Genomic DNA, 11,968 nt, shown 5'->3' with positions numbered 1-11,968 from the left:
CATTAGATCAACAGCTCTGCGGCCAGCCGGGCCATCAGAACATTGGACAACAGCACCGGGACATCCAGCGCCTTTTGCAGTAAATCACGGTGGTGCTGGTGGAATCCAAGGCAGTCCAGAATCAACACATCGGCCCCTCTCTCCAGCAGTTCCCGTCCTGCCTCAATCAGCGCGGCCTCGCTGTCCCAGAAGGGATTGGCCAGCGCATACAAAGGCATTTTTTCGAGTACGTGCCATTTTGCCGTCTGGTTGTCCATGAGCTCTTCAATGGGAACAATGACCCCCACCTGATGCCCGTCAACAATGGAGGCCACCAGCGGCGGAATGATCCGCATCGGCTCCAGCAAAATCGCATTACGGGCGATGAGTCCCTTAACAGGTGCAGTACTCATCAGTAAAATAACGTCATAGCCTTGATTATCGAGCACTTCTATTACGCTCTGCAGCGAGCGCTCGATTTTCTGACGCGAAACATGCGCCAGTTTACCGTCACTTAATAACGTCGCCAGGGGATCCTCCCCCGCCTCTACAGCGTAGTCTTCCATGACCTCTTCCCGACTCATCTTCCCCAGCAGGCTTAGATGCGTTATCTGTTGTTCAGATACATGCTCGGTTAAGAGCGGTAACACTTCGCTTACAGGGACCACACCAATAGTGAGGATCGCCAACGTCGCCTTCATCTTCATCGCCTTCCATTACCGCTAAATCTTTCACACAGGTACAGGCTCACTACGCTGCACAGTTCGTTTTTTCAACAAAACAGCACCAAGCGTAGCAGGTGATCCCCATCGCGAAATGTAAAGATCGCCTGCCCATTACGGAGTTACCTGTAATAACTAAATATTAACTCCTGCTTAACATTTGCGATGAGTAAAAAGTGTGATTCAGGCACGGTATTTAGCCCTTTAGGAATTCATTCACGACTTATCAGGATCTTCGTAGCGCCGTTTGGCATCGAGCGCTTCCTGTTCAGTTTCATGTTCACTGATCAGAGAGTCTGGTTTGGGGTGATCGGCACGCAGCTGATACCAGGTGACGGTTTGATCGCCATTGCCTTTTTCAACGGTAACGATGCGTGCTTCACGTGGATAGGGAGGTCTGGTTGGCATAGCTCATCCTTTTTTTATGTCTGAGCTATAAGTATAGACGCCGCTTAGCTGGCACAAGCCAAACGCAGGGCGGTAATAATCTGAATTACCACGTCCTCGGGTGAAGCGGAAGCATCCACAACGTGGTGTGCCGCTTCGCGGTATAACGCATCGCGTTCGGCCAGCACTTCGCTCACCTCTTCGCTGAGCGGCCGGGAGGTCAGCGCAGGACGTTGTCCCTCTTCCGGAAATGCTTCCAGCCGCCCTACCAGGGCCGAAACGGGTGCGCTGAGGTAGATGACAATCCCTTTTTCGCGCATAAAGCGACGGTTACACTCGGCGAGAACAATTCCGCCACCGGTTGCGATAACAGCAGACGGCGTGGTGACCGCCTTCAGCGCGGCCGTTTCACGAGCGCGAAAGCTCTCCCACCCCTCTTGCTCAACGATTTCCGCGATGCTTTTCCCGGCTTCGGTTTGCAGCCAGTGGTCGGTATCAACAAACTGACGATCGCACGCGCGTGCCAGTTCCAGGCCAACGGTGGTTTTCCCACAGCCGCGGGGGCCAACTAAAAAGATGGGTTGGGTCATAACCAGGTGTTCCCCTTGATGCCGGATGGCCGAAGAGCGTAAAGAAATAATTGCAGAAGATGTTGCGTTTACTTTACTGCAAAGCGGTACGGGATGACAACCCTGCGGAGGCCATACTGTACCACAAAGTGACAATGGTTATCATTACGTAGTGCGACGCTTGACTTCGAGCAGCCACTTATCAAGCTCTGCGGCGAACTGCTGGCGATCGCGCTGGGACAGGCTGTCTGGCCCGCCGGTCTGCACGCCGCTGGCGCGAAGCGTATCCATAAAATCACGCATGGTGAGTCTTTCACGAATGGTCGCCGGCGAATAACGCTCCCCTCTCGGGTTCAGCGCCGCCGCTCCCTTTTTAATCACTTCCGCGGCCAGCGGGATATCCGCCGTGATCACCAGATCCTCAGGGCTACACAGACGCACAATCTCGTTATCCGCCACGTCAAAGCCGGCCGGAACCCGCAACGCGCGAATAAATCGGGAAGGTGGTACGCGAATATTCTGGTTCGCCACCAGCGTAAGCGGCATCTGCACGCGCTCGGCCGCGCGGAATAAAATCTCTTTAATCACATTCGGACACGCGTCCGCATCAACCCAAATCGCCATATTGTCTCCCCATAATGATTCTGCCGACTATTGTCGCCTGCATTTCGTTGTTAAGCTATCAATCAGAGAAAACAACGCATAATGACGGAGAATCGTGATGGATAAGAAAATCGGGTTTATCGGCTGCGGTAACATGGGCAAAGCCATCCTGGGTGGCCTGATCGCCAGCGGACAGGTGCTGCCGGGTCAGATTTGGGTCTACACCCCATCACCGGACAACGTCGCCGCGTTACGCGATCGATACGGGATCAACGCAGCCGAAAGCGCCCAGGAAGTGGCCCAGGTAGCCGATATTGTCTTTGGCGCCGTCAAGCCGAACATCATGATCAAAGTGCTGAGCGACATCACCACCAGCCTGAACAAAGAGACGCTGGTCGTATCGATTGCCGCGGGCGTCACGCTCGATCAGCTGGCGCGCGCGCTGGGTCATGACCGTAAAATCGTACGCGCTATGCCGAATACCCCATCACTGGTCAACGCCGGCATGACCTCCGTCACGCCTAACGCGCTGGTGACGTCGGAAGACGTGGCGGATGTCCTGAACATCTTCCGCTGCTTCGGTGAAGCGGAAGTCATTGCCGAGTCTATGATCCATCCGGTAGTGGGAGTGAGCGGTTCAGCGCCTGCGTATGTCTTTATGTTTTTAGAAGCGATGGCCGACGCTGCGGTGCTTGGCGGTATGCCACGAGCGCAGGCGTATAAATTCGCTGCACAGGCCGTGATGGGCTCTGCCAAAATGGTGCTGGAGACCGGTAAGCATCCGGGTGAACTGAAAGATATGGTCTGCTCGCCTGGCGGAACCACTATCGAGGCGGTGCGGGTGCTGGAAGAGCGCGGCTTCCGTTCGGCCGTTATTGAAGCGATGACAAAATGCATGGAAAAATCAGAGAAACTGAGTAAATCCTGATTATCTGAGCCGGACGTCAGGCGGCCACCTCGGTGCGGCCGCGTCCGGCATTTTTCGCCTTATACAGCGCCACATCGGCCGCTTTTAACCACTCCCGATAGTGCCCAAACTGCGGTCCCCAGGGCGCGACACCGACGCTAATACGCAGAGATTCCTTGGGCGCGCACGGTAACGACAGCGTTTCCAGCCGCTCATGTACGCGTGACATCACGGCGATGGCACTGTCTGCCGCCGTCCGGGACATGATCACCGCAAACTCATCCCCGCCAAAACGGCCTATCGCATCCCCGGAACGCACCGTTAGCTGCAGTTGCCGCGTCAGGGCGATGATCGCTTCATCACCCACATCGTGGCCCCAGGTGTCATTGATATTCTTAAAATGATCGATATCGATAAGCAAAATCGTGGCTGTGCAGTGGTTGCGGCGACAGTGTTCAAATTCATTTCTCAGCAGCACTTCCCAGTGCCGGCGATTAAAGACGCCGGTCATGCCGTCGCGGGTACTCATCAGCTCCAGCCGCCGTTTATGCTCTGCAAGCCTGATGGCAGTACGATGGCTGAGCCAGGCAAAAAGCATCGGATATAACACCAGCACGGGAAGCGTTAAGCCCCATGCCAGAGGCTCCGGGTTAAAGACAGCCACCCGGCCCACGACGGGGAGCGTCACCAGGGAAGACAGAAGGGTTAACATGATGCCGGTAAAAAACAGCCGACAGCCGCCGGCCCCCATCATGTTCATTCCCACCATCATCAGCAGCGCTGCCGTAGGTAGCGCATTGATCCCCATCATGCCGATCCAAAGCCCGGCAATAATGGCATCAATCTTCAGATTAAAGCGTTCCTGCTGATGAGGAGAAGCAGCACGGCAGGACCACTGCCAGGCGAAATGGGGCCAGACAAATGCCCACCCCACCAGGAACAACCACCAGACGCCGGATACAGAAAAGGTGACCAGCACGCCAGAGAGGGGGAAGAACATCGCTGCCAGTCCGACAACACGCGCCAGCCGGGCTCGCCGGGCAAACGGGATCCCGGTACGGTGGGGGTCATCCTGAGAAAGGGTCATATTCCACTCTTCCCGAATGCGCTTTATATTGTAATAAGATTCATCATTCATCATTTTTGGGAATATTCTGAAATATTTCCCAAATTATAGAGAGGGGGCTTACGGGGAAAGTATGAAATTTCGGGTGAGCCGCCGGGGCCACTCACCCGATAGGACTACACGTTTTTCTTCAGACAGGCACTCATGAACTTGCTGCGATCGTCGCCTTTCAGGGACTGTTCGGTCGCTTTCGCATTACACTCGCGCATTTTTTGCTGCTGCGGCGTCAGGCTTTTCTCACCCGTTTTCGCGGCACCGTTTTTGAGGCAACCGCTCATGTAGGTCTTACGGGCATCACCCTTCAGGCTCTGCGCGGTCGCCTGTTGATTACAGGTGGTCATGCGTTGCTGCTGCGGCGTTAATGTTTTCTCTTCCGCGTTCGCCGATGAGATCAGAAACAGACCCGAGAGCAGAGTAACCAGTAATGTTGTTTTCATTGCACCATCCTTTTGTGAACATTCACTGTAAGTCTGGTTCGTGACAGGAAAAAAACCACCCGGCAGATGTGATTTCCGCCGGGCTTTTATTATTTCAGCCCCAAAGCCGCTTTCATGGTGTAGAACAGATCCGTTTGATCGGTCAGCCCTACCACGTTTGCCGCATGCGGACCGTATGCTGCGATGCGCAGCTGGGTTCCGGTATGCTCCATGGACTCTTCTTCAGAGTTGCCATAGCTCAACACCATCACCGCGCCATCTTTGGTGTTCAGCGCCTGCGTCAGGCCCGGTGCTTTGGTATCCGCAGGGATGATCTGGCTGGCGTGCGCATGGTCTGCGGTAACGACCACCAGGGTGTTGCCGTCTTTCTTCGCAAACTCAAGTGCCTTCTGCACTGCTTCGTCCAGATCGACCGTCTCGCCAATCTGACCGCACGGGTTAGCCGCATGATCCTGTTTATCGATCGACGCGCCTTCCACCTGCAGGAAGAAGCCCTTTTCACTCTTGCTCAGCAGTGAGATCGCTTTATCGGTCATCGCCGCCAGCGTCGGGATGCTGTCGGTACGTTTTGGGTTTGGCGTACAGGTTACGGCAGGCTTATCAATGTTGCCGTGGTAGGACGCTTTTGGCCCTTCCCAGCGCACCGGCATATTGCCATCGGAGAAAAGACCCAGCAGCGGTTTATCCTGGCTTGCTTCGGTAATCGCCGCCAGAGAAGATGCATCGCTCACCAGCTGATAGCCGCGAGCCTGCGCCTGCTCACGCAGCGTTTTGCCCTGCCATTCGCCCGCCGTTGCGGTTTCCGCGAAGGTTTTCGCCCCGCCGCCCAGCGTCACGTCAGGACGTGCGTTCAACAGTTGTTCCGTAATCGAGCCTTTGCCGCCCTTTTCCAGCGCGTTAGTCGGGCATTTTTCGCTGGTCACCGACGGGCCGTAGCATTTACGCGAGGTGACATGCGCCACCAGCGCCGCTGGCGTTGCATCCTGAAGTTCAGCCGTAGAGACGTTGCCGGTAGCCAGTCCCGCCGCTTTAGCCATCTCCAGAATGGTCTGGTGATCTTTTTCGTGAATATCTACACCCAGCGCACCATTATAGGTTTTCACACCGGTGGACCACGCCGTGGCAGAGGCAGCAGAATCCGTCACGTAATCGGGTTTACCGGTTTTTTTATCCAGCGCGTAATGGGTATATTGTCCGGTGAGAGGCAGTGCGTCGATACCTTTAAAAAAGCCGCCCGCGCCTTCGGCATAATTTCGTGCTGCCGTTATTTCGGAATCGCCCATCCCGTCGCCAATCAGCAGAATAATGTTTTTAGCAGGTTTCTCATTCAGCGAAGCGCGAATGGCGGCGGTTTGATCTTCAGTCAACCGGCGCGCGCCGCCAGGCTGGGTGATATCCCCTTTGGCCGCACGATTATCCAGCACGCTGGTATTGTGATTGTCGGCATAAATAGCGGGTGACATTAACAGGGGAAGTAATACGATGAAAAGTGCGCTCTGTTTCAATTTATTTTCTCCATGTACAAATACATAAAAAATAAAACAGAGCGACTATAGGCATCCTGCATGACAATTCTATGACACGCCGTCAGGTTCCGTGATGGTTTAGTTGCGAGGATGCCTTAACAGCTTTTTTACGTACTGGCGGAGCATTTCAGCATCCTCAACCGGCACCTGGGAATCGGGTCTGACGCTTTCCAGCGCGCCTTCAACGTTCTCAATCAACGTCTGTTGTTCGTTTTTCGCCATTTGTCGCAGCAGCGCGGTGACCACAATTTCCAGCGCTTCAACCTGGGCGACCAACTCTTTTGACTCTTCTTCCTTTTGTGCAAGCTTGACCAACAACTCAGCAATGAGATTTTTCATGGTGCTATTTCCTTATCCGTTTTGTCTGAACTTAGCATTCTGAATCCATTATGCAAAGAGAAGAAATTTATTATGTTATGCAAAAGTGATGCGGCAGGAAAAATAGATTCCTCGCGGCTTTCAGCGAAACGTTTTTCTATAAAAAACGCCGCATTTAGTTATATAAAAATGCGGCGACCATAAGAATATATAATACATCTACGAAACGGTTATCGCGCCGACTTCGCCTCCGCCATTTGTCTGCGACGACGCAGTGCAATAGCCAGTTGAATAATATTTATCAGCACCACAATAGCGGTAGCAGCAAATACCCAACGGAAACCGGCCATTGCCGAAACAGCGGCTCCCATAAGCGGACCGGCAACGTTACCTAAATACATAAACGACTGGTTATAGCCAAAAATACGGCCCGTTACCTGGTCACTGGAATATTTCACCAGCAATGTTTGCACCGCGGGTAACATCGCACCATCGGCAAAGCCCAGCAGAAACCGCAGCACGCCAAGCTGAAACGGAGAAGTGACAAACGACATTGCGAAAAAGAGCACCACCGCAAAAATCAGCGTGGCCATCAGGATACGCGCCGTGCCGATCCTGTCGCCCAGTTTTCCAAGGCGTGGCGCCGAAATGAGGGCTGATACGCCCGGGACGGCGGCAATCATCCCGCTGAGGAAAGCAATATTATTGCTGTCTGGCTCCATCGACTTAATAAACAGCGCCAGAATCGGGCCGACCGAACCGTTGCAAAGCTGGATCACCATGGTGGTCACAAACAGGCTGATCATCAGGCCCGGATAGGGCAGCGAGGCGAAAACGGCCTTGCCGCTCAGGCGTTCAGCTTTGCTGATGACGGGGCGTCCTCCCTCTTTAATGAGGAAGAGCGTGACCAGAAAACTGACCACCAGCAGGATGGCCGTAATGATAAACACCGCGCGCAGCCCCACATGATCGGCGAGGAAGCCCCCTAGCAGCGGGCCGCCAATGACCCCGCTTATCTGAGCAGTAGAGAGCGTACTCAGCGCCCAGCCGCTGCGTTCACGGGGCACCTGCGAGGCCACCAGCGCCATGGCATTCGGAATATACCCGGACGTCAGCCCCATCACCGCTCGCAGGAAAAAGAGCTGCCATACGTTAGTGGCAAAGGCCTGCAGCAGAATGGCTATCGCCATCCCCAGCGATGCGCGCAGCAGCATCAGCTTGCGCCCTTTGCGGTCGGCCAGACTCCCCCACATCGGCGAGACGATGGCAGAGACCAGAAACGTGACGCTGAACGTCAGACCTGACCACATGGAGAGCGCTTCATGGGAGGTAACGCCCAGCTGCGACACGTACAGTGGCAGGAAGGGCAATATCTGGCTGATGGCCAGTCCGGTAAAGAAGCACCCGAACCAGACCGAGATGAGATTAACTTTCCAGGATTCCATAAAAGAAATAGTCTTCATTTTTAGGCGAATTCGCCGACAGATTAGCAAGTTACGCGTTATGACGTCGCACCAGAGATGCGCACTTGCCGACTTTGGTGTTTTATCTTCCCAGTCATCATATTTGTGAAATAAGTCACAAATCATCCATTTTCTGACGGAATATTATGCTTCAGCGGCAGAGACCGAAACCGCGCATCCCCAGGTGAAAGTGGCTGGCATGGGCAGCGTTATACTCTGGCCCCAGGCTGTTACCGTAATAGCTGCAGCTCGCCGCCAGCATGCCTTTCAGCCATGGCTGCGTTTTTGTCGCCTTCCAGCCGTTTTGTACCGTGACCCTCTCACCGTTTGCCAGCCCAAACGCCGTGATATCCAGCGCCTCTGCCGTAGCATGTTCACTGCGTCGCGCGTCGGGGCGATGGTAAATGTTGCGGCAGGCAAAGCTGCCGAGATGCTCAATACGCGTCAGCTCACTTCCCGTATAGCTTCTGGTGAGTGGCCGGGCCTGCTGGCTGATAAACAAGGCAGAACTGAGCGCCAGCGGGCAGCTCGCAAGGAAACTGCTGTTCAGGCTGACCGGACCGAAGTTACGTACCCGGACGACGTTACGGAGTGGACACTCCCCACCGCTGTCTGCGACCGGTTGTGTGCGGATAAGCGCGCGTTGATTGGCCTGCGATAACAGACTCGCGCACGCCTGGGGCGTTAAGTTCCGAAGCTTATACTGGGTAATGCGGCCTGGCGGGTCGTCGAGATGTAGCGGCGTGAAAGGGTTGTAGTAAGACGGCAACCAGTGATACCCCACCGTTGCGACAGCCGCAATAATGAAAATGGTCAGCAGAGTTTTTCCTTTCACGCTCCCCCCTTAACATTCCCCAAAACATTATGGCAGAAGGCCGCGAAACCCGCTGGGCATCGTGGTATGTTATTGGTTTTTCGTCAGACTGGAAGAGAGTGAGATGGCAAAGCAGCGCGTAGGTATTGTCTTTGGGGGAAAATCAGCGGAGCACGAGGTTTCATTGCAATCGGCCAAAAATATCGTCGATGCAATCGATAAAAGCCGTTTCGACGTGGTGCTGCTGGGCATAGATAAACAGGGGCAATGGCATGTCAACGATGCCAGCCAGTATCTGTTAAATGCTGACGATCCGGCGCATATCGCCCTCAATCCTTCTGCAATCAGCGTCGCGACCGTACCCGGCGTGGTGCAAGGGCAACTCATCGACGCCGGTAATGCGCAGTCTCTCGCCCAGATTGACGTGGTCTTCCCTATCGTTCATGGCACCCTTGGCGAAGATGGTTCGCTGCAGGGGATGCTGCGCATGGCCAACCTGCCGTTTGTCGGTTCTGATGTGCTGGGTTCCGCTGCCTGCATGGATAAAGACGTCACCAAGCGCCTGCTGCGTGATGCGGGGCTGAATATTGCGCCGTTTGTCACCCTCACCCGCGCCAACCGTGACCAACACAGCTTCGCTCAGATTTCCGGTCAGCTGGGCCTGCCGCTGTTTGTGAAACCTGCAAACCAGGGTTCTTCCGTCGGGGTCAGCAAGGTGACAAGCGAAGCGCAGTTCACGCAAGCGGTCAGCCTGGCGTTTGAGTTTGACCATAAAGTGGTGGTTGAGCAGGGCATCAAAGGCCGCGAAATTGAGTGCGCCGTGCTGGGCAACGATTTCCCACAGGCAAGCACCTGCGGTGAAGTGGTGTTAAACAGTGATTTCTACTCTTACGACACTAAATACATTGATGATAAAGGCGCCCAGGTTGTCGTGCCTGCAAATATCGATCCGGCAATCAACGATAAGATCCGCGCGATCGCGATTAACGCTTATCAGACGCTCGGCTGCAGCGGCATGGCGCGCGTGGATGTGTTCCTGACGCCTGAAAACGAGGTGGTGATTAATGAAATCAACACCCTGCCGGGCTTCACCAACATCAGCATGTATCCAAAACTGTGGCAGGCCAGCGGGCTTAGCTACTCAGCACTTATCACCCGCCTGATTGAACTGGCGCTGGAGCGTCATGCTGCGGACAGCGCCCTGAAAAGCTCCGTAAACGGTTAATCGGGACTCTTCGCCGTTTCCGTCTCATCCGCTGTCGTCTCTTCAGGACGACGGCGGATAATCATCCCCGCCAGCCAGAAGCTGATAACCCAGGTCACCAGACCCACGGCATACGTTTGCCACCCTTTTGCTTCAAATCCCAACAGCCCCACGACACCGTTAAGAATAAAGATCAGCCCGATAGCAAAGGCGTAGTAATGCCAGTCACGGCGTAGTTTGGAAGTGAGCTTCATGACAAACTCCGGCAGGAAAAAAAGATATCCTCTCACAGATTTATGACGAGGTCTGTGGCAGATGCGGAAATTCTGAAACACGCTGTTGTTTCAATTAAGTTAAGAAATTGTGATGCGCTGCAGAATTCGACAATCCAGGAGAATTCCTTAGGGTAAATTAACACGATTCTGATATTGACAAATGCTATGACCTGTCAAACTCACCTTGTAAGACGCATATAAAACAGAGTGATTTATCGGGAGGTCGTGATGGCTGACTTTACATTGTCGAAACCGATTTTTGGCGGTAAACAACCAAAAACCTCCACGGCGGGTAATATCGCTTATGCCCTGTTTGTCTTGTTCTGTTTCTGGGCGGGTTCGCAGCTACTCAATATGCTGGTTCATGCACCAGGAGTCTATGAACACCTGATGCAGGTGCAGGATAACGGACGCCCGCGAGTGGAAATTGGTTTTGGCGTAAGCACCCTGTTTGGCCTCATTCCTTTCCTCGCAGGGTGTATGATTTTAGGCGTTGTGGCATTAGTACTGCGTTTTCGCCGTCGCTTTTAAAGCCCCATACAGCGAGCCCGGCGGTCATCCACGCGTTTTGCGAACCAGGCGGTTGTCAGGTTACGCGTGATCTTCGGGCTTTCCAGCTGAATACCCGGCAGGATTGCCCTCGGTAATGTTTTCCCACTTTTCTGTTCTGCAAGCGTAAAGACTTTCTTGTACAGATCGGTTTTCTCAAACGCCAGACTATCGCCTTTCTCAAGCTGATGGCGAATGTCGCTGTCACTCATGCCAAGCCTGTTCGATAATTTCCGCACCGCCCGCTCCGTGGTGCCAGCCTCGCTGCTGCCATAGGCAATAAGATCGCCATCCAGTGCCAGCTTCACGCCGCTCGCGCGGCTGACCGCATTCTGAAATGCCGCGTTACGACTGGCATACCAGCCCGCGTTAAAGTCCGCAAAGCGGTACAGCGGCTCACTGTAATTCGCCGGATAGTTCAGCAGATGATAAGTGCCGAACCACAGGCCGCCACGCAGGGAGAAGACCTCCTGACGCACCGTACCGTCGATTTTCCACGGGTAGCCGTCGGTATGCTTTTCCGCAAAGGCAATGCTGACCTGCATCGGCCCGCCGGTGTGTACCGGGTTAAGTGAACCAAACAGTGTCTGCCCCATCGGCACCATGCTGATGAAATCATCAAAGATGGCGCTGAGCTGTTTCTCGGTTTTTACCGTGTCCAGCCGTTCGCTGTAGCTTTTTCCATTTGGCGAGGTGATTTTAAACGCGGTATGCACGAGAAATACCGGGATATGCATCGATTCCGCACGGCGGTCGATCTCTTTCCAGGCTATTTTGTTCAGACCCGGCACGACCGGGTCTGACTGGTACATTGACTCCTGCTGCGCCACCGCCAGTACCGAGCAGATATTCTCCTCGGTAGGGGCAATCTTCTGGCTTTCAAAGGTTTTTGCCAGCGCATCCGCCCATGCATTTCTATCTTTCACGCTGGCGGGCATTTTTTGCCGCACAACGCTTGCCACATCAACAGGCTTCTCCCCTTCTTTAAGCGGAGCGGCCCCTTTTTCGGCACATCCTACCAGCACCAGAGCGGCCAGTAAGGACAACGGTAACGCACGCGGTACGGCGAAGGTCATAGCAACTCCCTGT

At 54.3% G+C, this 11,968-nt stretch carries 15 protein-coding genes; 3 read left to right on the top strand and 12 right to left on the bottom strand.

Annotated elements, in window-relative coordinates; all coding sequences use genetic code 11:
- Nucleotides 1-2: 2 nt before the first annotated feature.
- The 4 genes from QRN24_RS00455 to QRN24_RS00440 all read right to left on the bottom strand — a co-directional run bounded on the left by QRN24_RS00455 (nucleotide 3) and on the right by QRN24_RS00440 (nucleotide 2,281).
- Complete coding sequence (locus QRN24_RS00455) at nucleotides 3-680, bottom strand: AroM family protein (RefSeq protein WP_025204994.1); 678 nt, start codon at nucleotides 678-680, stop codon at nucleotides 3-5.
- Nucleotides 681-917: 237 nt separating this feature from the next.
- Nucleotides 918-1,109: a protein YaiA gene (gene yaiA, locus QRN24_RS00450; RefSeq protein WP_013095817.1), complete on the bottom strand. Its 192-nt coding sequence runs from the start codon at nucleotides 1,107-1,109 to the stop codon at nucleotides 918-920.
- 44 nt (nucleotides 1,110-1,153) lie between these two features.
- On the bottom strand, nucleotides 1,154-1,678 hold the full coding sequence (aroL, locus tag QRN24_RS00445; RefSeq protein ID WP_020885238.1) for a shikimate kinase AroL: 525 nt from the start codon (nucleotides 1,676-1,678) through the stop codon (nucleotides 1,154-1,156).
- Nucleotides 1,679-1,822: 144 nt separating this feature from the next.
- The gene (locus QRN24_RS00440) at nucleotides 1,823-2,281 is read right to left on the bottom strand and encodes a YaiI/YqxD family protein (protein WP_284942209.1); all 459 of its coding nucleotides are present in this window, start codon (nucleotides 2,279-2,281) and stop codon (nucleotides 1,823-1,825) included.
- Nucleotides 2,282-2,378: 97 nt separating this feature from the next.
- On the opposite strand from QRN24_RS00440, the gene proC reads away from it, so the two are divergent.
- The gene (gene proC, locus QRN24_RS00435) at nucleotides 2,379-3,188 is read left to right on the top strand and encodes a pyrroline-5-carboxylate reductase (protein WP_020885239.1); all 810 of its coding nucleotides are present in this window, start codon (nucleotides 2,379-2,381) and stop codon (nucleotides 3,186-3,188) included.
- Nucleotides 3,189-3,204: 16 nt separating this feature from the next.
- Here the strand turns inward: proC and adrA are convergent, their stop codons facing one another.
- The 6 genes from adrA to QRN24_RS00405 all read right to left on the bottom strand — a co-directional run bounded on the left by adrA (nucleotide 3,205) and on the right by QRN24_RS00405 (nucleotide 8,872).
- Entirely contained in the window at nucleotides 3,205-4,308 is a 1,104-nt protein-coding gene (adrA, locus tag QRN24_RS00430; protein ID WP_063215184.1) for a diguanylate cyclase AdrA, read from the bottom strand.
- A 101-nt stretch (nucleotides 4,309-4,409) separates the two neighbouring features.
- Nucleotides 4,410-4,730, bottom strand: coding sequence for a phosphate starvation-inducible protein PsiF (gene psiF / locus QRN24_RS00425; RefSeq protein ID WP_284942208.1), 321 nt, complete (start codon nucleotides 4,728-4,730; stop codon nucleotides 4,410-4,412).
- Nucleotides 4,731-4,819: 89 nt separating this feature from the next.
- Nucleotides 4,820-6,235 carry an alkaline phosphatase gene (gene phoA / locus QRN24_RS00420; RefSeq protein ID WP_284942207.1) on the bottom strand — a complete coding sequence of 472 codons (1,416 nt, stop codon included), beginning with the start codon at nucleotides 6,233-6,235 and terminating at the stop codon, nucleotides 4,820-4,822.
- Between the two features lie 99 nt (nucleotides 6,236-6,334).
- Nucleotides 6,335-6,595, bottom strand: a complete 261-nt coding sequence (gene iraP, locus QRN24_RS00415; RefSeq protein ID WP_014168818.1) for an anti-adapter protein IraP — start codon at nucleotides 6,593-6,595, stop codon at nucleotides 6,335-6,337.
- Nucleotides 6,596-6,804: 209 nt separating this feature from the next.
- A complete protein-coding gene (locus QRN24_RS00410; protein WP_020885242.1) occupies nucleotides 6,805-8,019 on the bottom strand; it encodes a multidrug efflux MFS transporter in 1,215 nt (404 codons plus the stop codon).
- Nucleotides 8,020-8,188: 169 nt separating this feature from the next.
- A complete protein-coding gene (locus QRN24_RS00405) occupies nucleotides 8,189-8,872 on the bottom strand; it encodes an extensin-like domain-containing protein (RefSeq protein ID WP_284942206.1) in 684 nt (227 codons plus the stop codon).
- A 103-nt stretch (nucleotides 8,873-8,975) separates the two neighbouring features.
- Between QRN24_RS00405 and ddlA the strand changes: the two genes are divergently transcribed.
- A complete protein-coding gene (gene ddlA, locus QRN24_RS00400) occupies nucleotides 8,976-10,076 on the top strand; it encodes a D-alanine--D-alanine ligase (protein ID WP_020885244.1) in 1,101 nt (366 codons plus the stop codon).
- Here ddlA and QRN24_RS00395 read toward each other — a convergent pair.
- Entirely contained in the window at nucleotides 10,073-10,309 is a 237-nt protein-coding gene (locus tag QRN24_RS00395; RefSeq protein ID WP_020885245.1) for a DUF2754 family protein, read from the bottom strand. The two genes, ddlA and QRN24_RS00395, sit on opposite strands and share 4 nt — an antisense overlap.
- Before the next feature lie 249 nt (nucleotides 10,310-10,558).
- On the opposite strand from QRN24_RS00395, the gene QRN24_RS00390 reads away from it, so the two are divergent.
- Nucleotides 10,559-10,861, top strand: coding sequence for a DUF2755 family protein (locus QRN24_RS00390; protein ID WP_020885246.1), 303 nt, complete (start codon nucleotides 10,559-10,561; stop codon nucleotides 10,859-10,861).
- Here the strand turns inward: QRN24_RS00390 and QRN24_RS00385 are convergent.
- Nucleotides 10,858-11,955, bottom strand: a complete 1,098-nt coding sequence (locus QRN24_RS00385) for a DUF1615 domain-containing protein (protein WP_025205001.1) — start codon at nucleotides 11,953-11,955, stop codon at nucleotides 10,858-10,860. The genes QRN24_RS00390 and QRN24_RS00385 overlap by 4 nt on opposite strands.
- Between the last annotated feature and the right edge of the window lie 13 nt (nucleotides 11,956-11,968).

This window comes from Enterobacter sp. MEB024, assembly GCF_030209635.1.
Lineage (GTDB): Bacteria > Pseudomonadota > Gammaproteobacteria > Enterobacterales > Enterobacteriaceae > Enterobacter > Enterobacter ludwigii.
The sequence above is the reverse complement of the archived record's forward strand: the minus strand, read 5'-3'. Positions and strand labels throughout refer to the sequence as shown.

Excerpts from the sequence above, each read along its gene's own strand:
- QRN24_RS00455 (WP_025204994.1), bottom strand. The coding sequence starts at position 680 with ATGAAGGCGACGTTGGCGATCCTCACTATTGGTGTGGTCCCTGTAAGC.
- yaiA (WP_013095817.1), bottom strand. The coding sequence starts at position 1,109 with ATGCCAACCAGACCTCCCTATCCACGTGAAGCACGCATCGTTACCGTT.
- aroL (WP_020885238.1), bottom strand. The coding sequence starts at position 1,678 with ATGACCCAACCCATCTTTTTAGTTGGCCCCCGCGGCTGTGGGAAAACC.
- QRN24_RS00440 (WP_284942209.1), bottom strand. The coding sequence starts at position 2,281 with ATGGCGATTTGGGTTGATGCGGACGCGTGTCCGAATGTGATTAAAGAG.
- proC (WP_020885239.1), top strand. The coding sequence starts at position 2,379 with ATGGATAAGAAAATCGGGTTTATCGGCTGCGGTAACATGGGCAAAGCC.
- adrA (WP_063215184.1), bottom strand. The coding sequence starts at position 4,308 with ATGATGAATGATGAATCTTATTACAATATAAAGCGCATTCGGGAAGAG.
- psiF (WP_284942208.1), bottom strand. The coding sequence starts at position 4,730 with ATGAAAACAACATTACTGGTTACTCTGCTCTCGGGTCTGTTTCTGATC.
- iraP (WP_014168818.1), bottom strand. The coding sequence starts at position 6,595 with ATGAAAAATCTCATTGCTGAGTTGTTGGTCAAGCTTGCACAAAAGGAA.
- QRN24_RS00410 (WP_020885242.1), bottom strand. The coding sequence starts at position 8,019 with ATGGAATCCTGGAAAGTTAATCTCATCTCGGTCTGGTTCGGGTGCTTC.
- ddlA (WP_020885244.1), top strand. The coding sequence starts at position 8,976 with ATGGCAAAGCAGCGCGTAGGTATTGTCTTTGGGGGAAAATCAGCGGAG.
- QRN24_RS00395 (WP_020885245.1), bottom strand. The coding sequence starts at position 10,309 with ATGAAGCTCACTTCCAAACTACGCCGTGACTGGCATTACTACGCCTTT.
- QRN24_RS00390 (WP_020885246.1), top strand. The coding sequence starts at position 10,559 with ATGGCTGACTTTACATTGTCGAAACCGATTTTTGGCGGTAAACAACCA.
- QRN24_RS00385 (WP_025205001.1), bottom strand. The coding sequence starts at position 11,955 with ATGACCTTCGCCGTACCGCGTGCGTTACCGTTGTCCTTACTGGCCGCT.